Genomic DNA, 24,946 nt, shown 5'->3' on the forward strand with positions numbered 1-24,946 from the left:
TAAATTTTAGTCCGATGAATTTCTTATTCTTTAATGCTCAATGACTAGGCTTCGTCCGTAACGCAACCTTCACTGGCTGATTTTACTGTACGGATATATCTTCCAAGCATTCCTTTTGTAAAAAGTGGAGCGGGCTGAACCCATTGGGCTGCGCGGGCTGCCATTTCTTCGTCCGAAATGTGAAGTGTCAACTGGCGTGTATTTGCGTCAATAGTAATACGGTCGCCGTCTTTTACCAATGCAATCGGCCCGCCGTCGAATGCTTCGGGAGTAATGTGACCTACCACAAAACCGTGCGTTCCGCCCGAAAAACGGCCGTCTGTGATCAATGCAATCTTGTCTCCTAAACCGGCTCCCATTACAGCCGAAGTGGGTTTAAGCATTTCCGACATGCCAGGTCCGCCTTTTGGTCCCGCATTGCGGATTACAACTACATGACCAGCCTTAATTTCACCTTTTGAAAGCATGGTAATGATCTCCGATTCGTGCTCGCACACTTTGGCTTCGCCATCGAACGTCATACCTTCTTTTCCAGTGATTTTTGCAACTGCCCCCGTTGGACAAAGGTTTCCATACATAATTTGAATATGTCCGGAAGACTTGATTGCTTTTTCAAGAGGAAACACCATTTTTTGGGTTTCAAAATCAAGATCAGGAGCTTCTGCAAGGTTTTCGGCTACTGTTTTACCCGTTACGGTAATACATTCTCCGTGAATCAACCCTTTGGAATACAAATACTTGGTAATCGCAGGAACGCCGCCGATTGCCAGAATATCTTCCATATAATACTTACCACTTGGTTTAAGATCCGCGATAAATGGCGTGCGATCTGAAATAGCCTGAATATCATCTAATGTCAACGAAAGCCCCGCGGAGCGTGCAATTGCCAGGTAATGCAAAGCTGCATTGGTTGAACCACCCAACGCCATTACTACCGTTAATGCGTTTTCAAGCGATTTTGTCGTGATAATTTCTTTGGGGGTAATGTTCAGTTCCAGCAATTTTTTCATCGCCACACCTATCTTCTTGCATTCTTCCTGCTTCCCCTCGTGGGTTGCAGGGTACGAACTGCTAAATGGCAGGCTCATTCCCATTGCTTCGATAGACGCCGCCATCGTATTGGCAGTGTACATACCACCGCAAGCACCCTGACCCGGGATAGAATTTTGAATAACTCCTTTAAAATCTTCGTCTGAAATGTTGTTGGCAAACTTCTTACCCAATGCCTCAAACGCAGAAACGATATCCAGTTTTTGTCCTTTATAATGTCCTGAACGAATGGTACCACCATAAACCATGATCGCGGGACGGTCCAGGCGAGCCATCGCCATTACCGCGCCCGGCATATTTTTGTCGCAACCCACCACTGCAATTACACCATCATACCACTGCGCCGAAACAACTGTTTCAATGGAATCTGCGATAATGTCGCGGCTAGGCAATGAGTAACGCATTCCGTCATTTCCATTCGTCATCCCATCCGAAACGCCGATTGTATTGAAGATCAGACCAACCATATTATTGGCAGTAACTCCTTGTTTTACATAAACAGACAGGCCATTTAAATGCATATTACAGGGATTGCCTTCGTAACCCGTGCTGGCAATGCCTATTTGCGGCTTTTCGAGATCAGCTTCGGTTAAGCCAATGCCATAAAGCATGGCCTGCGCTGCCGGGTTGGTAACTTCCTGGGTAAGGGTTTTTGAAAATTTGTTCAGTTCTGCCATTGGTGAATTTGTATCGGATAATTATCTCTTTTCAGCGTAAGAATAACTTGTAGCGAAAATTCGCTAAATTGATCTTTGTCTTACAAATTAGCCGGGTATCTTTTTATTTTCCAAACATTCACGAGTTTTTTTGTTATTTTTCTGAGATTAATACCAAATTAAAAGAAGGTTAATGCCTATATACGGAAAACATTTAATTTTGAGTTTGACCAACCGAATTTAAAATGCAGACTACCGAATCGTCTTCTTACTATAATGATCTTGAAAAAATGAGTGTCGCAGCTATTTTGACAGCCATTAATAACGAAGATCAGACTGTCCCAAATGCTGTTCAAAAATCAATTCCGCAGATCGAGGCGTTGGTGGAGCAGGTTGTACCGCGAATGCAAAAAGGTGGAAGGTTATTCTATATCGGCGCTGGTACCAGTGGCCGGTTGGGTGTGGTCGATGCATCGGAGTGTCCGCCTACCTTCGGCGTCCCCTTTGATCTGGTCGTCGGCATTATTGCCGGCGGAGATAAAGCGATCAGAAAAGCAGTGGAAAATGCGGAAGATGATGCGGAGCAGGCATGGATTGATCTGGCAGAATATGCGCCGAATGAAAATGATACATTGATCGGCATTGCTGCTTCCGGGCGCACGCCTTACGTGATCGGCGGATTGAACGAGGCTCAAAAAGCAGGGTTACTCACCGGATGTGTGGTCTGCAATAGTGGCTCAGCCGTAGCTGCTGCGGCAGAATTCCCGGTGGAAGTGGTAGTTGGTCCCGAATTTTTGACCGGCAGTACCCGAATGAAGTCAGGAACGGCTCAAAAGCTGGTTTTAAATATGATCTCTACGGCAGTGATGATCCGGCTGGGAAAAGTGAAGGGCAATAAAATGGTCGACATGCAGATGACCAATGAAAAGCTGGTAAACCGCGCAATTCGCATGATCATCGAAGAACTGAATATCTCACCGGACGAAGCTGAATCCCTTTTAAAAGAATATGGAAGTGTACGGGGCGCAATTGAATCGATTAAAAAATAGCAGGTATTTTAAGCAAAAGACCGGACCTGAAATGATTTCAGGTCCGGTCTTTTTTATCTTAAAAATCTTAGTAATCTGAATAATCAGTCGGGTAAAGGAACAATGTGATGTTTTTAGATACATTATTCTGATACTCAGGCATCGACTTCACTTTTCCCCATTCTGCATCGTCGCTGAACGATTTCCAGTGTGCATCGCGGGACGCTTTGTCCGAGAATGTAGTCAGGTACATTAGATTCGGCATCGTTGCACCGGAAATTACTTCGCCATAAAAAACCGCATTGAAGCCCAGGCGATCAAAAATACCGATTTCGTTTCCGGCATTAAATTGTTTTACCTTATTCACGTGGATCTTTTCGGTATGCCCCTCGTAACTTCTCAACTCATAGATGCGCTCGCTTTTCGGTGTTGAAAATGTTGGCGTTTTCAACATTGGGCTGTTTTCAAAAGCTCTCAACACCGTGGATTGGATCCTCGCGTAAGGTGCGTTTTTGTATTCCGCATCAATGTAATCTTTGCCTGCCGCGAGATATGCAGCATCTTTATTCAAAGTCTGAGGAATGGAAACAAGCTGGTCAAGCGATTTAATCGGGATCAAAACATAGATCAGCTTTCCGGCAGATGTATCAGTAGCGACAGGCTTGAAAACACCTATATTTTTGATACCTGCTTTATGCAAAGCCGGAATGTACGCGTCTTTCAAATAAGCATCGACACGGTTTTCCTGGTCTTTGTTCTTCAAATGGTAGAGCTTAATCTGATAAAATTCTCTTTTCGGTGGTGCAGCCTGTGTACTGAGTGTGATGAGGCACAGCAGGAGAGAAAGAAGTGTTGTTTTCTTTTTTAGAATGTTACGCATAAGTAAATAAGTAATGATGTTCCGTTGCAATCAGTAAGACTTCCGAATCCCGGATTTACCCTAATAAGATCATTAGAATTTCGGGCAGGAAAGTTGCTTCTTACTGGATTTTGATCTTCTGAGCTTCGGTTCTAATGGAGGGAAAATATAAGAAAGTGAGATCTCATGCGCGCCGCCGCTGCTGGCACCAAGCGTAGAAACCGTCAGGTCATAACTGTAACCGATTGAAAATTTATCCTGGCGAAAACCGGCAAGAAAGATCAGAGATTCGTGATTATTGATATTCTCTGCATACTTTTTAAATGGGATTCCACGGTACCACGCGCCAAGTACGAGCGGCTCAATGGTCACATATAATCCTGCGTCGAACTGATCGTATTTTCCCTGTTTTTTATACATAATGGCAGGTGAAATGGTTTTTTCCTTGTCAATTTCATTCCCCAAAAATGTGTACCCTGCAAAAGGAATACGCAAACCCGCCTGCAAGCTGGCTTTTACCGGGAGCCTGGCCTGCGATAAATCGGAAAATGCCTGGTTCGGTTTGTTTAGATGGTGAGCCGAAACACCTGCCCAATACCAATCTGAATACAGCATTGCACCTGCGCCAAAATCAGCATAAAAGACATTCGGGCCACCTTTTGCAAACGGATCCTCCGAAGGTTGGCCGGTAAGTCCGCCATTATTATACTGATCCCCGAAAGTCAATCCAAAATAGTCCAATGTACGGGAAGCAAATCCTCCCTGAACTCCCAGCCTGAGCGAAGTAACCTCATTAAACTGGATCTGATACGAATATTGTAATGCTGCTTCTGTTGATTTGAGGTTACCCAAACCCTGACTGTCCATGGTTACCAATACACCTACACCACTATTGAAATTCGAAAAGAAAGCATCTGCGCCAAATGAGGTTGTAACAAAATTCGCAGATAGCGACGGCCACTGGTTGCGGTAATTAACGGTAGCTCTCGGCGCCAATGCACCTCCCGCGAGCGCCGGATTCAGGTAAAGTGGATTTGCATAAAACTGAGAAAATTGCGGATCCTGGCTCCAACCATCCAGGCAGCAAAGTGTCAGTAAAAAAAGGCAAAGTATACGCTTCGTCATATAAATAATAAATCACCGCCGGATAAATGGCGATAAGGTTACGGGCTCTCAAAAATTACCCAGATTAATTTCACAAAATATATTCAAATTGCGTATTAATATTCAAATAAGAGTGGTTTTACCGACATTCCCGCACAAAATTTTAACATTTTATTTTCGTTAGTATTGTCGGGTAATTTGAATATCAAATGTGGTGGCTAGGGGTGTTTGAACAAGTAACGAAACATGGGGCGATTTTATAATAAGTACCAACAAATATTTTGCGCATTTTTCTTTCTCATCCTGTTAACCACAGGATACGCAAAAGCACAAGCTCCGTTTTTGATAGATGGTCAGTGTATGCAAAACCCGGACTGTGCAGCCGATTCGACTTCATTCAGGGATACGCTGAGTACTGCCATTGCGTGGCGATGGAGTTTCGGCGAAGGCGGCGCTACCGACACTAGGCGCAATGCGCAACATTCCTATATGGCTCCGGGCTCCTATAATGTGACGCTCGTACGCACGATCAGAGGCGGCGCTACGCAGACTGTTTCTCAGGTTATTCAGATCGGTGAATTACCGCCGCAATTTCAGGAGTGGAAAACAGATACCACCATCTGCCCTGGCGATACATTAATTCTTGATCCCTACCCAAATGGCGCTCCGGATGGTGCAAAGTTCGTCTGGTACCCGAAAGGAGATACGACTCAAACATTGAATGTGGACAGTTCAGGCTGTTACTCCGTAGAGGTTATTCTGCCGAATGGCTGTAAAATCCAGGATCGGATCAATGTGAAGATCTGTATGGAACCTTCTGCCCAGGAAGGTGCAAAATGGTATTTTGGGGGAAATGCAGGTCTTGATTTTTCTAATACCCCGCCCACGCCTATCACCGATGGAAAGGTAAATACGCCCGAGGGTACTTCCTCAATCGCCAATTCGAAAGGCCAGCTTCTGTTTTATTCAGATGGTATAACCGTCTGGAATAAGAATGGGGACGTCATGCCCTGTTTTGCGCCGGGGAACTGTGCGCCCCTCAAAGGAAGTCCGAATTCCACGCAATCCGTATTGATTGTCCCGCAGCCGACCTGTAAAGGCTGTGAATATTTGTTCAATGTTTTTACAACCTCCGACATCAATGGCGAAAAGCTTTTGACCGTGAGTGTTGTCGATATGAGAAGGAATAATGGGCTTGGCGCAATCATTGAACAAAATACAACACTCCAACAGCCTACAACAGAACGTATAGTGTCTGCCCGTAATGACCGCGATAGTACTTACTGGGTTATTTCACACGATTACGGAACAAATAAATTCCGAATTTTTCATGCAACAACCGGAGGCTTGGTGGAAAGCAGCGCACCGGAGCTGGGTATGGCGCATGACAGTCTGAATAAAGCGGAAGGTTACATGAAGTTTTCCAATGCCGACAGTACAACCGGCCAGCGGAGATTAGCCGTCATTATCCCTGGGCCACCTAGAAATTACGTCGAACTATTCAGTTTCAACGATTCTACCGGGACATTAACCTATGATAAAACCATCGATCTCGGGCCTGCGCCACCTACCGCATATGGTATTGAGTTTTCGCCCAGCGCCGAGAAAATGTATATCTCTTTTTCAGGAGAAAACGGGACGAATTCGTATTTGAAACAATACGATTTGACCCTACCTGATAGTCTTTTGGAAGAAACCGCGATTACAATTGACAGCTCAGCTACACGTAAATTCGGTGCATTGCAATTCGGCCCGGATGGAAGGATTTATATGGCGATCCAGGGCAGCGAATACCTTGCTACCATTGGCGAACCGGAAGGAAATTCGATCACAGGCGTGGAATATGAACGTGACGACGTGAACCTGGGAGGTAAAAACAGTCAGCTCGGATTACCTAACATGGTCCAGGACTTTACGCAGGAAGCATCCGGGCCCGGATTTGAAGCCAGCGGGTTTTGTACCAATGAGCCTACCACTTTTCAGGCCAGCCCGATCTGCGATCCGATCGAAGACAGTTATCAATGGGATTTCCTAGGTGACGGAAGTTTCACAGCCCCATCCAAAGAAACTCAGGCGACTTACACGTACACGCAGCCAGGTACTTACATGGTACGGATGCGCGCCACGAATAAATGCAAGGATACAACCATCATTCAAGAAGTTACCATTTACGAAACGCCGCCACAGATCAACCTCGGCGCCGACAAAGATACCTGCGGTAATTTTGTACCTCTGGACATGAATGTGCAGGCCGAAGTGTATGCCTGGATTCACCGGGGCAGGGTAGTGGGACGCCAGAAAACCTATAATGCGATTGCTACCGGACGTTACATTGCTGTGGCATTTAACGGTCCGCAAGGAGAATGTTATTCCGCAGATACGATTGAAATTACATTACGCCGCCCGCCCGCCTTTTCGATCGGGCCGGATACGACACTTTGCCGCGATAGCTCCATTGTGCTGACGGTTCAAAGCGAAAGATGGATTGAATTCAACTGGAGTACCGGAGAAAAAACCCGTGATGTAACGGTAGGCCAGGCAGGGACGTATTTTGTGATTGTAAAAGACAGAAACGATTGTTTTAACTCGGATACCATTCAGGTTGGGGAACTTCCGTCACCGATCCTTGGTCTCGCGCCCGAAAATTCGATCTGTATTCCGGATGGTCAATCCGTCATACTCGATGCAAATGGTCAGGGTCAACTCTCTTATCTGTGGCCGGCTTCCGGGGATACCACGCGAACGATCACAGTGAATCAGGAGGGCCAATATGTAGTGAGGGCGACGAATTCGGTGGGATGTGTTACAGAACAAGTAACGAATGTAATCGACCGATGTGAACCGCGTTTCTTCATTCCCGATGCATTTACTCCTGATGGAGAAGGCCATAATGAAATATTAGAGATTTTCGGGGCCTATTATACCAATTTTCAGATCCGCATTTACAACCGCTGGGGAGAAGTAATCTACGCAACAACTAACCTTGAAGAACGCTGGGACGGAACCTATAAAGGCCAGAAAGTCCAGCCGGGAGCATACCCGTATGTACTTTCCTACGAAGCTCTCTACTTCCCTGAGCGGGCCCCGATCGTAAAACGCGGATCGGTCATGGTGATCAGATAATCCTTCTTTTTGCAGATTAAAACGGTTATTTTTGATTAAATAATTTGACTTACTGCACCGAATATGCGCCAGGATTACCTGTCCGGAGATAAAGAAAATCTATCCAATACTGAAAAAGAGATTGAGCGGGCATTACGTCCGCTTACTTTTGACGATTTTACCGGGCAAGATAAAATTCTCGAAAACCTGAAAGTTTTTGTGCAGGCTGCTCGCCAGCGAGGCGATGCATTGGACCACGTTTTGCTTCACGGGCCTCCGGGTTTAGGTAAAACGACCTTGTCCAACATCGTTGCGAACGAGTTGGGGGCAGGTATCAAAATTACCTCCGGTCCCGTTCTCGATAAACCAAGTGATCTGGCAGGTTTGCTCACTAATTTGCAGGAGCATGATGTACTTTTTATCGACGAAATCCACCGGTTAAACCCCATTGTGGAAGAGTATCTGTATTCCGCCATGGAGGATTACAAAATTGACATTATGCTCGACAGCGGGCCAAATGCAAGAAGCATTCAAATTGGTCTGAACCCTTTTACATTAATCGGGGCTACTACCCGGGCCGGTATGCTCACTTCTCCGCTGCGTGCCCGGTTTGGTATCAATGCGCGTCTTGAATATTATGATGCACAGTTATTGAAATCTATTTTGCAACGTTCAGCTGCAATCCTGGGAACTCCTCTGGAAGATGATGCCGCTTTTGAGATAGCCCGGCGCAGCCGCGGAACTCCGAGGATTGCGAATAATCTGTTGCGCAGAACGCGGGATTTTGCACAGGTAAAAGGGAATGGCCGGGTAACTGTTGCGATCGCTGAAATGGCATTAAAAGCACTAGATGTGGATCAGAATGGTTTGGATGAAATGGATAACCGCATTCTAAATACCATTATCCACAAATTCAAAGGCGGGCCGGTTGGTCTGTCAACCATTGCCACCGCTTGCGGGGAAGAAGCGGAGACGATCGAGGAAGTGTATGAGCCTTTTCTGATCCAGGAAGGGTATATGAAACGTACTTCACGCGGACGCGAGGTTACGGAGAAAGCATTCAGGCATCTTGGAATATTACCACGCAACCGATCCGGCGAATTATTCTGATATGATCAGAATATGAACTTTTTAGAATAGCGTGCAAATTAGGAATAGAAGTAGTAAATTCGCGGTAAATTACTACGACCGCCTCTATGAATGAAGTACTTGTTTCCGAAAAGTTGGTTGTGAGGGTGCCATGTGCTGTGATCGAATACAACGGAAAGGTACTGGCGGGACAACGCAGCGCTGCATTATCTTTTCCTTTAAAATGGGAGTTTCCCGGAGGAAAGGCTGAAAAAAATGAATCGGACGAAGATGCATTGTATCGCGAAATCAAAGAAGAACTGGATGTCGATATTGAAATTATCCAGAAACTTCCGGTTACTTCCAAAGATCAGGGCTGGCGTGAGATTATACTGGTACCCTTCATTTGCCGCCTCAAAACTCTGCAAATTACATTGACCGAGCATGAGCAAATTCTCTGGCTGGGTCCCGAAGAACTCAGTTCTCTCGACTGGACGGAGGCTGATTTGAATGTAATCGAGAATTACTACGAGTACTTATCGGTTAAAAAGTAGTCGCTGCCCTTTTACGCTTTCATTGAAATTTCCATTCTCATACACCAAATGCCCTGAAACAAAGGTATGCGTAACCTTTGAGCCAAAAGTTGTTCCTTCAAACGGTGACCAGCCACACTTGGAATAAAGGTTTGACTGCTCCACATGCGTGATGTCACCGGTATCTACGAGGATCAAATCAGCGTGATAGCCTTCACGAATATAGCCCCGGTCTTTGATATCAAAACAGTCCGCAACGGCGTGGCTCATTTTTTCAACTACTTTGTCGATTGAGATTTTCCCTTCCTTGCTTAACTCCAGCATCACATTCAGAGTGTGTTGTACGAGCGGCAATCCGGATGGCGCCTGCCAGTAAGGCTGCGCTTTTTCCTCGATGGTGTGCGGCGCATGGTCTGTGGCAATCACATCGATGCGATTGTCCAGCACAGCCTGCAGGATCTTTTCTTTATGATGCGGTGCTTTAATGGCCGGGTTGCATTTAATTTTATTACCAAGTGTATGATAATCCTCCGCGTCGAACCAGAGATGGTGTACACAAGCTTCTGCCGTAACTAATTTTTTCTGACCGTCCGCCAGGAGAATTGTTCCGTCTTTCCGGATCCCCGGTTCAAATAAGATCACTTCGTCGCCCGTGGAAATATGCAGAATATGTAGCCTTGTATTATGCTTGTGCGCAAGAGAAGCAGCAAAAGACGAAGATTTAAGACAAGCCTCCTCGTTCCGGATGAGCGCGTGAATGTTGTAAGGCACATTTTCGCCGTAAAGCTCTTTAAAATGCTCCATGCGCTGGCGAACCGTCGGCTCATCCTCGCAATGCGTTGCGATAATGCAGGGTGCATTTGTAAAAATCTTCTCCAAAACATCCGGAGCGTCCACCAGCATATTTCCGGTTGATGACCCCATAAATATCTTAATCCCGCAAACCTGTGACGGATTTGTCTTCATTACTTCTTCATAATTGTCATTGGAAGCGCCCATGAAGAAGGAATAATTAGCAAGTGAAGTTCTTGCGCCGATCTCGTATTTATCTGCCAGTAATTCCTGCGTCAAGGTATTCGGGACCGTGTTTGGCATTTCCATGAACGAAGTAACCCCACCTGCCACTGCCGCCTTTGATTCTGTATAGATATTGGCTTTGTGGGTCAGTCCCGGTTCGCGAAAATGCACCTGATCGTCAATTATTCCAGGCATGAGATACTGGCCTTTCGCGTCGATAATTCGGTCCGCCGGCGTACTTTGTAAATCCTTCCCGATTTTTTTAATGTGACCATTTTCAATTAATACGTCTAAATGTTGGACGGTATTTTCATTTACTACACGTGCATTAATGATCAGCGTTGTCATATCCGGATAAAGATTTGGTAGCGCAAAGGTATTCAGTCAGGTCAAATTCACCCACTATAATTTTTCAAAAATGACATTACAGATTGTCTTCAATGATTTCATCGATCTCATTTTCCCCCGTTGCTGCGAAGGCTGCGAAAAGCCATTGATAGGAAATGAAGAAACGATATGCACCGTTTGCAGGATTTCACTACCCCGGCTTAACAGTGAGGGCATGAACAAGGATACCCTGCAGTATAAATTTGTGAATGTCCCGGAAATCATTTCTACGCATTCATTTTTACTTTTTACCAAAAAAAGCAAAGTTCAAAAACTGCTTCATGTCCTCAAATACCGTGGGAATAAGGAAGTAGGGATTTTAATGGGTTTTATGTTTGGTCAGGAAATGCTGGCAGCGGGCGAACTGCCAAATGCAGAACTGATCATCAGCGTACCTTTGCATCGTAAAAAGAAGAAGAACAGGGGTTATAATCAGAGTGACTTGCTTGCTGAAGGATTTTCGTCTGCTACCGGCATTCCCTGGTCTGGAACCGCTTTGGAACGGGTAAAATACACGGAAACGCAAACCGGAAAAAGTAAAACGGAGCGTCGCGAAAATGTCCGCGGCGTGTTCGAAGTGAGAGAAAAAAGCCTACCTGAAAGCGTCATCATTATGGATGATGTACTCACAACCGGCGCGACATTGGAAGAATGTGTTGAGACTTTAAAAACAGCTGGCTGCACCCAGTTTTACATTCTGACCATTGCTTTGGCACAGCATTAAAATAAAAAAGCCGCGATCCTAAAATCGCGGCTAACAAAATATCCGGTTTTCTTATTCCTTATGACTTCCGGTCGCAATCATCGCACAACGGAAACCTACCATTGCAGTTGCTGAATCCTGATCCATATAGCGACGTGTTCCTGGAGACAACCAGTAAGCTACATCTGACCACGAACCGCCTTTGTAAACTCTCAGCTTATCATCCACCAAAGAGTTGCTGTTTTTAGTATCGTAGTTTTTAGACTCATCCTGGTACCCATCGCGACGGAATGAGTTAAGGTCGTTCACATCACTATTGGAAAGTGGGCGATACACGTCATAAACCCACTCGCTCACGTTTCCTGCCATATCGTACAATCCATTGTCGTTAGCCGGATACGAGCGAATTTCTTGCGTAATAATCGCGCCGTCATTCGATTTACCTGCGATACCAGCGTAATCACCAGGACCACGTTTGAAGTTTGCAAGCATTGTACCTTGTTTCCGTCCGCGGGGCTGACGCATGGTCGAACCATCCCAGGGATAAATTCTTGAATTGGCCTGATTTTCATCTGAATATTGTGTTCCGATCATCGCCATCGCCGCATATTCAAATTCTGCTTCCGTTGGAAGACGGTATGGCGGCATTACGTAGCCACTTTCAATTCTAAGTTGTGGCGCTGGTCCGGCTGCTTCCGCAACTGCAGCATCAGCAGCTTTCTTTTTCTTGCCGAAAGAAAACCCTTTTTTCTTGCCGCTTGCAGCAGCTGCACCGGCCGTATTATTAGCCTGACTAACCGCGGCTGTACGCCACGCACAATAGTCATTTGCCTGAACCCATGAAACGCCCACTACCGGATATAGACGGAAGCCAGGGTGACGCAAATACATCGTTACATAAGAATCATTGAAAGACAATTCGTTGAACCAGACATTGGTATCAGGCAACGCTTTGGCATAAAATTCTTCAGATGAATCGCGTTGTACCGCATTCAGGTATTCCAGATAATGGACATTCGCGACTTCCGTCTGGTCCATATAAAAAGACTGGATACTGACCGTTCTCTTTGGGTTATCCCTCCTGCTCATTACCTCCTCTTCCAAAGATCCCATTGTAAAGCGACCTCCCTCGATGTAAACAAGGTCAGGGCCTGCTGGAAGTGCTTTGTACTGTTTTACCTCAAAGCCGTCTTTACCATTGTACGCCAAACCTGTTTTGGAGCTCGTTTTACCAGGTTTCAAACTGGTAGGCCTTTTGTTTTTACTACATGAAGTAGCCGCTAATATCACAATTAACATCAACGCGATCGACCGGGTACCCATCTTTTGCATGCAAATCATTGCTTAAAGTGACGTTATAGTTTGGTATTTTATAGTATGCGAAACCGCAAATGTAAGAAATGAATGTAAAATAATATTAAAATCGATTAGCTGGTCAATTTGAGCCCGACATCTCTCGTAAAATATTTCTCGCCTCATCAATATTCCGGACATCTTCACAGATCAGTATCAGTTTCCCCTTTTGGTCTTTAAATGAGATCTGTTTCGGGTGTTTTTTGATGTAATCAATGACCTGTCCGAACTTGGCTGACTGGAAAAATTCGTCATTCTGCGAAGTAACGAAGTATCCTTTCATTGTATTGCTCTTCAAAGTTAGTTTTTCGAAGTGCAAAATCTCTGCTTCCCAGCGCAAACGAACCGTTTTCAATAAATCCTGAACCTCAGAAGGAACCGGCCCGAAACGGTCCAGAATTTCCTTTTCAAATTTCGCCAGTTCTTCCTCCGTCTCGATATTGTCAAGGCGGGTATATAACGACAGTCTTTCCGAAATATTTTTAACATAATTGTCCGGAATCAAAGTCGCGAAATCGGTCTCGATCTGCGTGTCGGGAACCAGCTTGGCAGGGAGTCCCAATGCAGATGAAAACAGGTCTTTAAACTCATTATTTTTCAACTCCTGAACTGCCTCATCGAGCATTTTGTGATACAACTCATATCCCAGATCATTCACAAAACCACTTTGTTCTGCCCCGAGCAAATTACCCGCACCACGGATATCCAAATCCCGCATCGCTACCTTAAAGCCATCGCCAAGCTCCGAAAACTCTTCCAGCGTCTGTAAACGTTTCCGCGAATCACTAGCCAGAGTCGATGCGGATGGTGTCAAAAGATAACAGAATGCCTTCCGGTTCGAACGGCCGACCCTGCCCCGCATCTGGTGCAGATCAGATAACCCGAACATGTGCGCTGAATTGATAATAATGGTATTCGCATTCGCAATGTCAATTCCCGACTCAATGATGTTGGTGGAAACCAGCACGTCATATTCTCCCTCAATGAAACTGACCATTACCTTTTCCAGCTTATCACCTTCCATTTGTCCGTGGGCGACGCCGATCCGCACATCCGGAACAAGTCTCAAAATGATATTGGCAATCGACTCGATGTCATTCACCCGGTTATGCACAAAGAAAACCTGCCCGCCGCGCTGAACTTCAAAGCTGATCGCGTCGCGGATAAATTCTTCACTGAATGTATGAACTTCGGTAGTGACCGGCTGGCGGTTTGGCGGTGGTGTCGCGATAACCGAAAGGTCACGTGCGCCCATTAATGAGAAATGCAAGGTTCTTGGAATCGGCGTCGCAGTCAATGTAAGAACATCCACATTCACCCGCATTTCCTTCAACCGGTCCTTCGCTTTTACGCCAAATTTTTGTTCCTCATCGATCACCAGCAAACCCAGGTCTTTGAATTTCACATCTTTATTCAGAATCCGATGGGTACCTATTAAAATATCCACTTTGCCTTCCTCCGCTTCCTTCAACGTTTCCTTAATATCCTTTGTCGATTTGAAACGGTTGATATAACCCACTTTTACAGGAAAATCGGCAAGTCGTTCGCTGAACGTTTTGAAATGCTGCATTGCAAGAATGGTGGTAGGAACAAGTACTGCCACTTGTTTACTGTCACAAACCGCTTTAAATGCCGCCCGGATCGCAATTTCTGTTTTACCAAAACCTACATCGCCGCAAACCAGTCTGTCCATTGGGTTTGGCTTTTCCATATCGTCTTTCACATTGCTCGTCGCTGTCGCCTGATCGGGAGTATCCTCATATATGAAAGAAGATTCCAGCTCTGCTTGCATGTAATTGTCCGGTGAAAATGGGAAACCGGGTGCCTGGCGGCGTTGCGCATAAAGTGCGATGAGCTCGTGAGCAATGTCTTTAAGCTGCTTCTTAACCTTCGATTTCTTAGCATCCCAATCGCCGGAACCGAGCTTGCTCATGGCCGGTGGCGTCCCTTCCTTGCCCGTATACTTGGCGATTTTATGAAGGTTGTGCACACTCACATACAACAAATCATTGTCGCGGTAAATCAACCGGATTGCTTCCTGCTCTTTCCCATTCACATCCTTCCGTTCCAAACCTGCAAATCGTCCGATGCCGTAATCGACGTGCGTTACAAAGTCACCCGGCTGCAAGGTTTTGAGCTCTTTTAGCGTGATGGCTTTGGATTTAGTAAACTTTTCTTTCAGCCTGTATTTGTAAAAACGGGCAAAAATCTGGTGATCCGTGTAGCAGGCAACCTTCACATTGTCATCCACAAAACCTTCCCGCAACGAAATATGCATCGGCCGGAACTTCACAAAAGGATCGAGGTCTTCGAAAATGCGTTCCAATCGGTCGAGCTGCTTGGGTTGCTCGGACGCAATGATATTTACATATCCTTTTGATTGATTCTCAGACAGATCGTCCAACAATCGTTTGAAATCCTTATTAAATGAAGGCTGCGGTTTGGAAGAATACGGAAGCTTAACCTCCGTTTTGAAATAGGATTTTTTACCAAACTCCACTGTTTTAAACTGCTTCACCTGGTTCAAAAACCCTCGTCTCGTTTCAAACAGGTCCTGCGGGTTCGACACGATCTGAATGCCGCCACTTGTCACTTCCTGCAATGCTTTTTCGGCCCGTTCAAAACAGTTTTCAATCACTTCCAATGTCAGTTCCACATCTTTAAACCAGATGGTTGTATCCGACGGAAGAAAGTTCAGAAACGATTCCCGCGTTTCCTGGGAAAGCTTCTGCTGGATATTCGGGACAATGTTGATTTGCTTCGCCGATTCTATGGAAAGCTGCGTATCCGGATCAAAAGAGCGGATACTTTCAACTTCATCTCCAAACAATTCGATACGAAAAGGATGCTCGTTTGCAAACGAGAAAACGTCCACTATTCCCCCGCGAATGGAAAACTGTCCTGCCTCGAAAACGAAGTCAGTGATCTCAAACCCGTAGTTCCCAAGAAATTCCGAGAGAAATGCCGGATCCAGTTTCTCCCCCACTTTTACAGAAAACGTGTTGGCCTTGAGTGATCTTTTGTTAATAACCTTCTCAAATAATGCTTCCGGATACGTCACAAGCTGAATCGGCGTCGAGCGGCCCACATTAAGCTTGTTCAGGATCTCCCCGCGCATCAAAACGTTCGCATTATCGACTTCTTCGTAGTGATAGGGACGTTTGTAGGAAGTCGGGTAAAACAGAACTTCCGTTTTTCCGAGCAGATTTTGAAAATCATTCTGGAAATAAGCCGCTTCCTCGCGATCGCTCAAAATATATAATGCCGGACCTTTTTTGCGCTGTTGAATGGATGCAGTGATGACTGCATCCAGGCTTCCAACCAATCCTTTAATCTGAATATGTTCCGCCTCGGCATTTTTGGAGGCAATTTGGGAGACGAGCAAGTCAAGGTAACTGTCGCCTCCGTATAGTGTCAATAAGTCTTTAACTTCCAATTAATTCAAAAGTAAATGGGCTGATCCATCGGCAGCCCCGTAGTGAATGTAAACGCAAAAAGCCGTTCCGGGAAAATTTCCCGACCGGCAAAAAAAAGATAACAACAGTTTTGAGACTTTTGTTTTCCTGCTGCAAAAATAGGCCTGAAATCCGGTTAATCATTTAGTTTTACAAATTACGATTTCATTAATTCATGATCGACTGGCTGAACAAAACCCTCACTTTTGGCGCATTTACCAGTTCACCGTTAGAAATTCTGGGTTTCATAACCGGCGCGGGCTATGTTTATCTCAACACGCGCCAGAATGTATGGGCATGGTTTGTCGGGATCCTTAATGCTATTTTATATGCTGCGGTTTTCTGGCAGGTAAGGCTTTATGCCGATATGGGATTGCAGGGTTATTATTTCGTAACAAGCATTTACGGCTGGTGGATGTGGAAATTTGGCGGACAAAATCACGATGGTATCCGCGTTACCAGTACACCTTTGAAATTATACCCCATTTTTGGGTTCATTTTTATCACCGTAACGATTCTGTGGGGATTTCTGCTAAATCGTTTTACGGACGCCAGCTTATCATACGCTGATTCCGCATTAACAATCGCCAGCCTGATCGGCCAATGGATGCTGGCACGGAAGTATCTCGAAAACTGGATCATCTGGATCGTCGCCGACGCTTGCTACGCAGCCATGTATTTTTACAAATCCCTGCATTTAACCGCCATTTTATACGCCGTATTCACCTTACTCGCCGTGATTGGGTACCTGCGGTGGAAAAGGGATGTGGGAAATGTCGCTAGGGGTTATTAGGAGTCATTGGGTCATTAATTGTCACTTGTTGTTTAAATAAAAAAACTACAAATGACCTAATGACTATCAATGACTACAAATGACAAATCTCCTCCTTCACCCAAGATTTGCAAACGGAATCTCCTGACTTTCGAGCAGTGATTTGATGCGTGCGGAGTCCTGAAAAACGATTTTGAGATCTTTTCTAACGATATCCTCGTCGTCTTCCACCCATTTCCAGTCTTCAGCCGTCGCGTCGAGCACGTCGATAATAGCCAGTATTTTTTCTTCTGATTTTTCTTTGGAAAGCCATTCGGCAGAGTTACTAATGTAAACAATAACCTGCTCTTCCTCGATCCATTGAAGATCATTCAGTACTGCATCAAACACTTCCAAATTTTTGACAGGCTCCTCCTCGAAATGCATAGCATTCGGAATCTCATCATAGAATTCCTTGATGGTTGCCGTTTTTTTCCCGTCCACCCAGGCAATGAATGCATTTGGGAAATTTTTCTTGATATCTGATCCGTCTGCCGCAATCAGGAAATGTGCGATTTTCATAGCTATGATTTGATATAACGCTTTCTTAATAAATGCATCATGTGCACATTAATCGCCCATTGGTCGGCGAGAGGCTGGTGCGTGAATGGTACCGTCGGCAAATAGTTGGGCGGCCCGAATTCGGTTAATACCGTCAATGTTTCACCACTTTTGACTTTGTGCGCGACTACTTCATCCCACCAGGCCAGATGCGCCTTTACCGCCGCTTCCCATTCCGGCGCTCGCGGATCGTTCACCTGCGGACCTTCCTCGTGGCCAATCCGTGAATGAATGTGCCCGACTCTCGATAATGCCAATTTCACCGTTTCCTGCTGGTCAGCGAGCAAAGTTTCGTGCACATTGCACCAATGCGAAATGTCTAAGGTAAGTCGCAGCTGAGGATTTTTTTCGATAAAATTTCTTGTAATGTGAGCGGCAAAAAGCATTCTCCCGCGATGTGTTTCGTGGTAAATCGGAATGCCGGTTTTAGCCGAAACTTCGGAAGTATGATCTATAAAAGCCTTGTTTTGCTCATAAGTAAAATAATCCCGCCCGCTATGACAATTCACATACAACGGTTTCATCGGAAATTCGGTGGTCGCGGCATTGATCTGTTTCTTAAACCCGTCCAGATGTGCTGCATAATCCGGGGCGGCGGAGCCACACAAAAACCCGACTTCCAGGTCATACTTTTTCAAAGCAGCCAGTAATTCATTTCGCTTTTCCGGGTTGCCCTGCCACCAGATTTCCATGCCATCATAACCTTCCTTTTTCAGAGCTGCGCAAAAGGCATCGGTATTTCCCACAAAGCCCCAGTTTGTTCCCAACACCTTCAAAGACAATTTGTCTGCAAACTGCACAGGTGCTGCATTCGCATCAGCAAATGTTTCAAAACCCGTTAAAACACCCGCCGTCGCGAGAGCAGTATTCATAAAATTCCGCCGATCCATTTCGTATCTGGTAACTCTTGATGTTGATTACTTATTAAAGCTTTTTGGTTTCCGGTTTGATCGCAGTAGTATCTCCGGCTTTTAAAAACGCCGCCACCGCAGCCTCAGTAAATCCATTAACCACCGACAAACCAGGATTTTGCCTGCTTACCTGACTTACCGCGCTATCCGTTACGGCCGATTGCCAAACGTACACAGATCTTAATCCTTTAATGCCTGCGATTCCTCTCAATCCTTCGTCCCCCACTTTTGTGTCTACTACATTCAGATATTCCAGGAGTTTGACGCCTTTTAATGCATGTACACCCTTATCTGAAATACCAGTATGTTCCAAATGCAGCTTATTGAGGTTAGGGAATTTTGCGATCTGTTCCAGAGCCGCGTCGGTAATTTTGGTATCCCCCAGTTTGAGCCACGCAATCTGTGTTGAAACCGGTTTGAGTAACTCCATTTGCTTATCGTCAAAATTCGGCGCATTCACCGCACTCACTTCAATGAGATTCTGATCCTGAGATAACGTATTCACAATGAGCCCAGCTTTCCTCAATGATGCAATTGCCTGCTCGCTCGCTGGCTCTACCTTCACATTTGCGATGGCCGATTCCTGTTTGACCGGTTTGCCGGGAGCGGCACCTTTGCTCAAAGAAGCCAATGCAGGCGTTACGGCCTCATTCGTTTTCAGTTCCGAAACTTTTTTATCAGCCGGCGCACCCTGGTCGATCCACCACGAAAGTAATGTGATCTGGTCTGGGGTTAACTGCGGTTTGCCTTTCGGAGGCATATGGTCGTCGTCACTTTCGTCGAGCAGGCACCGTTTGATCAGGTCACTTTCGGAACCTTTACCCGGAAGTAAAGCGGGTCCGCCTTCGCCGCCTTTTAATAGTAATGCAAGCTGATCTACCCGCAAATCCCCTTTTTGCTTGTTTGCATTGTGGCATTGCGCGCATCGCGCCTGCAAAATCGGCTGCACAATGTCATCGTAAACCAATGCCTGCTGCACATTGGCGATTGGCTTAATTTCGTCCGCTTTCTCCTGAATGGGAGGCATTCCAGCCAGTCCGCGGAACGGTTCCGGTGTATATTGTGTGAGGTATCCCTGCCCGTGCGTCAGTGAGCCACCATCGTGACCCGCGGTTAAAGTAAGTACTGTCGCCAGTAAAAATGCGGGGAGATAAATGACCGAGCTAAACGGAATTTTCGCCCCCAAACGCTCCGATTTGATCAACCACGCAATCCAGGCGAAAACAGCGACACCGATGCCCTGCCACATGTGGTTATCCAACAATTCGATATCATAACCTCCACCCAGAGATAAAAGATACCCGCAAATGCAGGCAATCGTAGCGCCTACCGCAGACACAAACAGGATAAACCGGATGGTACTTTCCTGCACCGGGACTTTACCAGTCCGCCGCCCGATTTCCAGCAAAGCCGCAAGCAATAGAAAGCCGATTGGAAAATGCACCAGTGCCGGGTGGAACCTGCCAATAAAAATGGTCCAGGAAGATGCCTGAAGAAGGGTATAAAACATTCTGATGATCAGGGTTTAATCTAAAATCGAATAGGTAGCATCTTCTATAACCTGAAAACCTCGCGGCAGCTGATTGCTTTGGGGGAGTTATCCTCATTTACTTCCATGATGTCCGCCATATGGTCCCACCATTTTTTCATGATCGGCAGGCCGGACAAGGTCGAAGTTGTTTCACCTTCACCAAGTTTTTGAAATGCAAAAAGTGCAAGACTTACCGGGTCAAGAAAAATATAATACTCCTTTATCCCGGCATTAATAAGTAGTTCGGAAAGCTCCGGCCAGATTTCGTCGTGACGCTTTTGATATTCTGTCTCAAAACCCGGTTTTAGTTGCATCCGGAATGCCTTCACAAAATTGTTATCCATTTAAAATCAATGATTACGCAACTATTTCTTTAACTACTTTTCCTTCGGTATCAGTCAGCCGGAAGTTTCTTCCCTGGAATGGATAGGTAAATTTTTCATGATTGAAACCCATTAAATGCAGGATCGTTGCCTGCAAATCATGCACATGAACCCGGTTTTTTACCCCATAATAACCCAACTCATCAGTTTCTCCGTGAGAATACCCTTGTTTCACTCCTCCGCCGGCCATCCACATCGTGAATGCATCCAAATGGTGGTCGCGGCCCATAAATGGCATTACCAACCCATTCCGGTTTTCCTGCATCGGCGTTCTTCCAAATTCCGCTCCCCAGATAATCAGGGTTTCTTCCAACAATCCGCGCATTTTAAGGTCTTTGATCAACGCAGCAACCGGCTGATCCGATTCACGGCATTTCTTGCGCAAACCACCTTCTACATTGTGATCCTTCGAGGTACCATGACCATCCCAGCCCCAGTCGAAAAGCTGCACAAAACGCACGTCATTTTCAACCAGTTTCCGCGCTAAAAGGCAGTTCATGGCAAACGTACCTTCGCCTGGTTTAACCCCATACATATCCAAAATAAACTGCGGCTCCTTCGAAACATCCATCACTTCCGGCACCGACATTTGCATCCGGAAAGCCATTTCGTACTGACTAATGCGGGTCAGGATTTCCGGATCCTGCACCTCCTCGTAAGTCTGCCGGTTGATTTCATTGATGGCATCGATGGTTTGCTTGCGCATATCACGGTTCATTCCATTCGGATCGCTCACATACAACACCGGATCGCCACCTGTCCTGCATTGAACTCCCTGATATACAGACGGTAAAAAACCACTCCCATAAACACTTTTCCCGGCATCGGGCTGCTGGCCGCCGGAAGCGAGTACTATAAACCCGGGCAGATTCTGATTCTCCGATCCTAATCCATAAACAGACCATGCTCCCAAACTCGGACGTCCCAGTCTCGCACTTCCCGTATGCATCAGCAACTGCGCAGGCGCGTGGTTGAACTGATCGGTATGCATGGCTTTCAGAAAAGTGATTTCGTCCGCCACAGTTTGCAGATAAGGCACATAGTCAGACATCCAGGCACCGGATTGTCCATACTGGGCAAACTTACTCTGCGGTCCGAGCATTTTCGGAACACCCTGAATGAATGCAAATTTTTTACCTTCCAAAAACTCCGCCGGACAATCCTGTCCATGGTATTTCAGAAGTTCAGGCTTGTAATCAAACAATTCCAGTTGTGACGGAGCGCCGGCCATGTGAATGTAAATCACCCGTTTGGCTTTTGGTAAAAACTGAGGAATGCGGGCATTTGCTGCATCAGAGGCCCCGACGGATTCCGCAGAAGATGAACTGCACGAGCCCAAAAGAGATCCCAGCCCAAGCGCCCCCAATCCAAATCCGGCCGATTGCAGGAAATGCCGCCTGGTCTGGCGCTGCAAATCCGCATGTTGAAGTTCTTTTAGTAGCTTTTCCATATTTCTTTGACTAAAATCCCAGGCTAATGATTATCTTTTTCTCTCTTTCTCTTTCTCTTTTTATCCCCGGGCTTAAGCCCGGGACAATTGAAAGTGTTGTCACACTTTTGGCTTTGCTGCCTCCGGGCAATCGAAATCACTAATAGCTAAAAATCATTTGCCCCGGCCTTCAGGCCGGGGATTCCTGATTGAGAAAGATTTATAATGAAATTTTCAAATTATTCTTTTGTCACAACATTGTCCAGATTGAGCATTACATTGGCTGATATTGTTAATGCGGCCAGCTCGGGCGATCGCTCTTTTCCATATACGAGAATGCTGTCTGCATCCACTGGCCTTTTTTTGTAAGCAGTGAGCGCCTCTTTATAGACTTTCACTAATACATTTAAATTCTTTTGCTCAATGGGCTGGAATGTCAGCATTCGATACCCTTCGGTCAGCTGTTGCTCGGGTGTTTTACCCCTTTTCTGCATTTTCGCCGCCAACTTTTCCGCTGCTTCCAGGTACACCGGATCATTCAATGTAACCAATGCCTGCAAAGGTGTGTTGGTCAAAATCCTCCTGGATTGACAAAACTCCCGGCTCGGCGCATCGAATGTAACCATTGAAGGATAAGGTGCGGTACGTTTCCAGTACGTGTAAACTCCGCGTCGATATCTGTCTTCTCCCTCACTTAAAACCCACTTTTCGCCACTATATGGCGACTGCCAGATCTTGTCCGGCTGTGGCGGCATTACGCCCGGGCCATACATTTTATTGGAAATCAATCCGCTACAAGCCAATGCCTGATCGCGAACCTGTTCCGCACTGAGCCTCACCCTTGGGCCACGGGATATCCAGATGTTATAGGGGTCTTTTTCAAGTTTGTCTTTATCCGTTTTCGAAGCCTGGCGGTAAGTTGCGGACATGGTAATGGTTTTTAAAAGCTTTTTCACGCTCCAATGATCGTCCTCCATGAACTTTACTGCCAACCAATCCAGTAACTCAGGATGCGTAGGTTCACTACCCTGCGACCCGAAATCTTCGACCGTTTCCACAATCCCTTTTCCAAAAAGCTGCTCCCAGAAACGGTTCACTACAACCCTGCCAGTCAATGCATTATCCCGGTTCACGATCCATTTCGCCAGGGCTAGCCTGTCTTTTTGCTGATTAGCCGGTAGTGGCGCCAACAATTTGGGTACATCGGGTTTTACTTCGGCGCCTTTCACCATCCAGTTGCCTCTTACGAAAACATTCGTTTTTCTTGCAAAATCACCTTTTCCTTCCCACACCACCGGCATAGCCTCGGCTGGGCGAGTGAGAATGGTTGCGTAGTCGGAAACGATTTTGTCGTAATCCGGCTTCCCTGCTCCGGGTAATGCTTTTTGAAAGGACATCCACGTAATGCGGACCCATTCTTCGGGAGCCTTGGGACTGCTCAATGAAAGATATATGTCGTGCTTTCCGGACGTCTTAATAATGGGTGCGATAATGACAGAATCGCGCATCGGAATTTTGATTTCAGAAATAACGGGACCATCCAGCTTATCCAAATGCAAAGTTAAAACCGCATTCTCAGCCTTAGTCGACACATTCATTACCACATTATCCGCGCCTGAGAGATTGACCTGCGAAATCCGAGCATTTCCTTTGTTTTTTACCCCATAATAGGAAATCAGCAGTACCGTAGATTGGTCGCCTTTTACAAAATTATGCGCATTGATTTTGGGCTCCATGACCTTCATAAACTGCGTCACTTCCGGTAATTGCTTCGGATCATTTTGCCTGATCCAGTCTTTCACTTTCTCAACCCGGGCCGAATCTTCTCCTTTATAAAACCGCAACTTTGGCCACTCATCCCACACATCTTCATCCCTGGCATTGTTGAAAAACGCCATGTATTTGTAATAATCTTCGTGCGGAATGGGGTCATATGGATGGCTGTGGCATTGAATGCAGCCAAATGTAGTACCCTGCCAAACTTCCCAGGTTGTGTTCACGCGGTCGATCAATGCAGCAGTACGAAACTCTTCGTCGTCCGTTCCACCTTCATTATTCGTCATCGTATTGCGGTGAAAACCAGTCGCAATGATATTTTCCTCCTTTGGAAATCCATCTTTGTCTTTCGAGAGCAAATCACCGGCAAGCTGCTCAATTGTAAATTGGTCGAAAGGTTTGTCGTCATTGAACGACTTCACGACATAATCACGATAACGCCACATGGTGCGGCCGCCGTCACTTTCGTAACCTTTGGTATCTGCATATCTCGCTAGATCCATCCACATCGATGTCCACCGTTCGCCATAAGATGGAGATTTCAGCAGCCGGTCAACGACTTTCTCGTATGCATTTTCTGATTTGTCATTTGTAAAATCGGCGACCTCCTTTTCGGTAGGTGGAAGTCCGGTGAGGTCGAGGCTTACCCGCCTGATTAATGTAGCGCGGTCTGCTTCGGGCGATACTTTTAGACCTTTGTCCTTTATTTTATCCAGAACAAAATGATCTATTTCATTCTTCGCCCATTTTTTGTCACCTGTATTCAGCAGCCCAAAAAGATTACCAATGTTATTTAAAGAAGGAACATCCGGCCTTTCGACGCGTTTGTAAGACCAATGCGTTTCCCATTCTGCACCTTCATTGATCCATTTGCGAAGAATATCCACCTCATCATCGTTCAGCGGGGTACCTTTTTTCGGCATCCTTTCTTCCGGATCGTGACTGAGAATGCGCCTCATCATTTCACTCGCATCTGCATCGCCGCGGACAACCGGGATTTTACCGGACTTCCCGGGTTCCAGCATTTCATGTTCGAAAAGAAAACTTACGTCGCCCGCCTTTTTTACACCTCCATGGCAACCCATGCAATGCTTGTTCAGGATCGGTTTAACCTGACTATTATAGTCAATCCCTGAATCCCGGCCACCTTTCCACCACGACCACAAACCAAAAGCAAGGCCCAAAATGCCGGTTAATATGACAATCCTTTTAAGCATGAATGATTAAGT

General features: G+C 46.0%; 18 protein-coding genes. 6 read left to right on the forward strand and 12 right to left on the reverse strand.

Annotation, left to right across the window (positions count from 1 at the left end):
- Positions 1–44: 44 nt before the first annotated feature.
- The gene (gene ilvD, locus LZG72_RS16295) at positions 45–1,727 is read right to left on the reverse strand and encodes a dihydroxy-acid dehydratase (protein ID WP_233874582.1); all 1,683 of its coding nucleotides are present in this window, start codon (positions 1,725–1,727) and stop codon (positions 45–47) included.
- 224 nt (positions 1,728–1,951) lie between these two features.
- On the opposite strand from ilvD, the gene murQ reads away from it, so the two are divergent.
- Positions 1,952–2,755: an N-acetylmuramic acid 6-phosphate etherase gene (gene murQ / locus LZG72_RS16300; protein WP_233874596.1), complete on the forward strand. Its 804-nt coding sequence runs from the start codon at positions 1,952–1,954 to the stop codon at positions 2,753–2,755.
- A gap of 67 nt (positions 2,756–2,822) precedes the next feature.
- Here the strand turns inward: murQ and LZG72_RS16305 are convergent, their stop codons facing one another.
- Positions 2,823–3,614 carry an NIPSNAP family protein gene (locus LZG72_RS16305; protein WP_233874599.1) on the reverse strand — a complete coding sequence of 264 codons (792 nt, stop codon included), beginning with the start codon at positions 3,612–3,614 and terminating at the stop codon, positions 2,823–2,825.
- Positions 3,615–3,686: 72 nt separating this feature from the next.
- Positions 3,687–4,718: a type IX secretion system membrane protein PorP/SprF gene (locus LZG72_RS16310; protein WP_233874602.1), complete on the reverse strand. Its 1,032-nt coding sequence runs from the start codon at positions 4,716–4,718 to the stop codon at positions 3,687–3,689.
- Positions 4,719–5,057: 339 nt separating this feature from the next.
- On the opposite strand from LZG72_RS16310, the gene LZG72_RS16315 reads away from it, so the two are divergent.
- The 3 genes from LZG72_RS16315 to LZG72_RS16325 all read left to right on the forward strand — a co-directional run bounded on the left by LZG72_RS16315 (position 5,058) and on the right by LZG72_RS16325 (position 9,421).
- Positions 5,058–7,820, forward strand: a complete 2,763-nt coding sequence (locus tag LZG72_RS16315; RefSeq protein ID WP_233874612.1) for a PKD domain-containing protein — start codon at positions 5,058–5,060, stop codon at positions 7,818–7,820.
- Positions 7,821–7,883: 63 nt separating this feature from the next.
- On the forward strand, positions 7,884–8,909 hold the full coding sequence (ruvB, locus tag LZG72_RS16320; protein ID WP_233874615.1) for a Holliday junction branch migration DNA helicase RuvB: 1,026 nt from the start codon (positions 7,884–7,886) through the stop codon (positions 8,907–8,909).
- Between the two features lie 86 nt (positions 8,910–8,995).
- Positions 8,996–9,421: a (deoxy)nucleoside triphosphate pyrophosphohydrolase gene (locus tag LZG72_RS16325; protein ID WP_233874619.1), complete on the forward strand. Its 426-nt coding sequence runs from the start codon at positions 8,996–8,998 to the stop codon at positions 9,419–9,421.
- Here the strand turns inward: LZG72_RS16325 and LZG72_RS16330 are convergent.
- The gene (locus LZG72_RS16330) at positions 9,404–10,765 is read right to left on the reverse strand and encodes a dihydroorotase (RefSeq protein WP_233874621.1); all 1,362 of its coding nucleotides are present in this window, start codon (positions 10,763–10,765) and stop codon (positions 9,404–9,406) included. The two genes, LZG72_RS16325 and LZG72_RS16330, sit on opposite strands and share 18 nt — an antisense overlap.
- 70 nt (positions 10,766–10,835) lie before the next feature.
- Here LZG72_RS16330 and LZG72_RS16335 point away from each other — a divergent pair, with 70 nt between their 5' ends.
- Complete coding sequence (locus LZG72_RS16335) at positions 10,836–11,528, forward strand: ComF family protein (RefSeq protein ID WP_233874623.1); 693 nt, start codon at positions 10,836–10,838, stop codon at positions 11,526–11,528.
- Positions 11,529–11,579: 51 nt separating this feature from the next.
- Here the strand turns inward: LZG72_RS16335 and gldJ are convergent, their stop codons facing one another.
- Complete coding sequence (gldJ, locus tag LZG72_RS16340) at positions 11,580–12,839, reverse strand: gliding motility lipoprotein GldJ (RefSeq protein ID WP_233874633.1); 1,260 nt, start codon at positions 12,837–12,839, stop codon at positions 11,580–11,582.
- Positions 12,840–12,942: 103 nt separating this feature from the next.
- A complete protein-coding gene (gene mfd, locus LZG72_RS16345) occupies positions 12,943–16,296 on the reverse strand; it encodes a transcription-repair coupling factor (protein ID WP_233874636.1) in 3,354 nt (1,117 codons plus the stop codon).
- Positions 16,297–16,490: 194 nt separating this feature from the next.
- Here mfd and pnuC point away from each other — a divergent pair, with 194 nt between their 5' ends.
- Positions 16,491–17,108 (forward strand): nicotinamide riboside transporter PnuC, encoded by a 618-nt coding sequence (gene pnuC / locus LZG72_RS16350; protein ID WP_233874639.1) that lies wholly within the window; start codon positions 16,491–16,493, stop codon positions 17,106–17,108.
- A gap of 96 nt (positions 17,109–17,204) precedes the next feature.
- Here pnuC and LZG72_RS16355 read toward each other — a convergent pair whose 3' ends face one another.
- The 6 genes from LZG72_RS16355 to LZG72_RS16380 form a co-directional block, all read right to left on the reverse strand.
- Positions 17,205–17,648, reverse strand: coding sequence for a barstar family protein (locus tag LZG72_RS16355; RefSeq protein WP_233874642.1), 444 nt, complete (start codon positions 17,646–17,648; stop codon positions 17,205–17,207).
- A 2-nt stretch (positions 17,649–17,650) separates the two neighbouring features.
- Positions 17,651–18,577 (reverse strand): sugar phosphate isomerase/epimerase, encoded by a 927-nt coding sequence (locus LZG72_RS16360; protein ID WP_233874645.1) that lies wholly within the window; start codon positions 18,575–18,577, stop codon positions 17,651–17,653.
- A gap of 34 nt (positions 18,578–18,611) precedes the next feature.
- Positions 18,612–20,108, reverse strand: a complete 1,497-nt coding sequence (locus LZG72_RS16365; protein ID WP_233874649.1) for a c-type cytochrome domain-containing protein — start codon at positions 20,106–20,108, stop codon at positions 18,612–18,614.
- Between the two features lie 44 nt (positions 20,109–20,152).
- On the reverse strand, positions 20,153–20,473 hold the full coding sequence (locus LZG72_RS16370; RefSeq protein ID WP_233874652.1) for an L-rhamnose mutarotase: 321 nt from the start codon (positions 20,471–20,473) through the stop codon (positions 20,153–20,155).
- A 13-nt stretch (positions 20,474–20,486) separates the two neighbouring features.
- On the reverse strand, positions 20,487–21,962 hold the full coding sequence (locus LZG72_RS16375; protein ID WP_233874655.1) for a DUF1501 domain-containing protein: 1,476 nt from the start codon (positions 21,960–21,962) through the stop codon (positions 20,487–20,489).
- 218 nt (positions 21,963–22,180) lie between these two features.
- The gene (locus LZG72_RS16380) at positions 22,181–24,934 is read right to left on the reverse strand and encodes a DUF1553 domain-containing protein (RefSeq protein WP_233874662.1); all 2,754 of its coding nucleotides are present in this window, start codon (positions 24,932–24,934) and stop codon (positions 22,181–22,183) included.
- Between the last annotated feature and the right edge of the window lie 12 nt (positions 24,935–24,946).

It is taken from the genome of Dyadobacter sp. CY323 (genome assembly GCF_021390245.1).
Lineage (GTDB): Bacteria > Bacteroidota > Bacteroidia > Cytophagales > Spirosomataceae > Dyadobacter.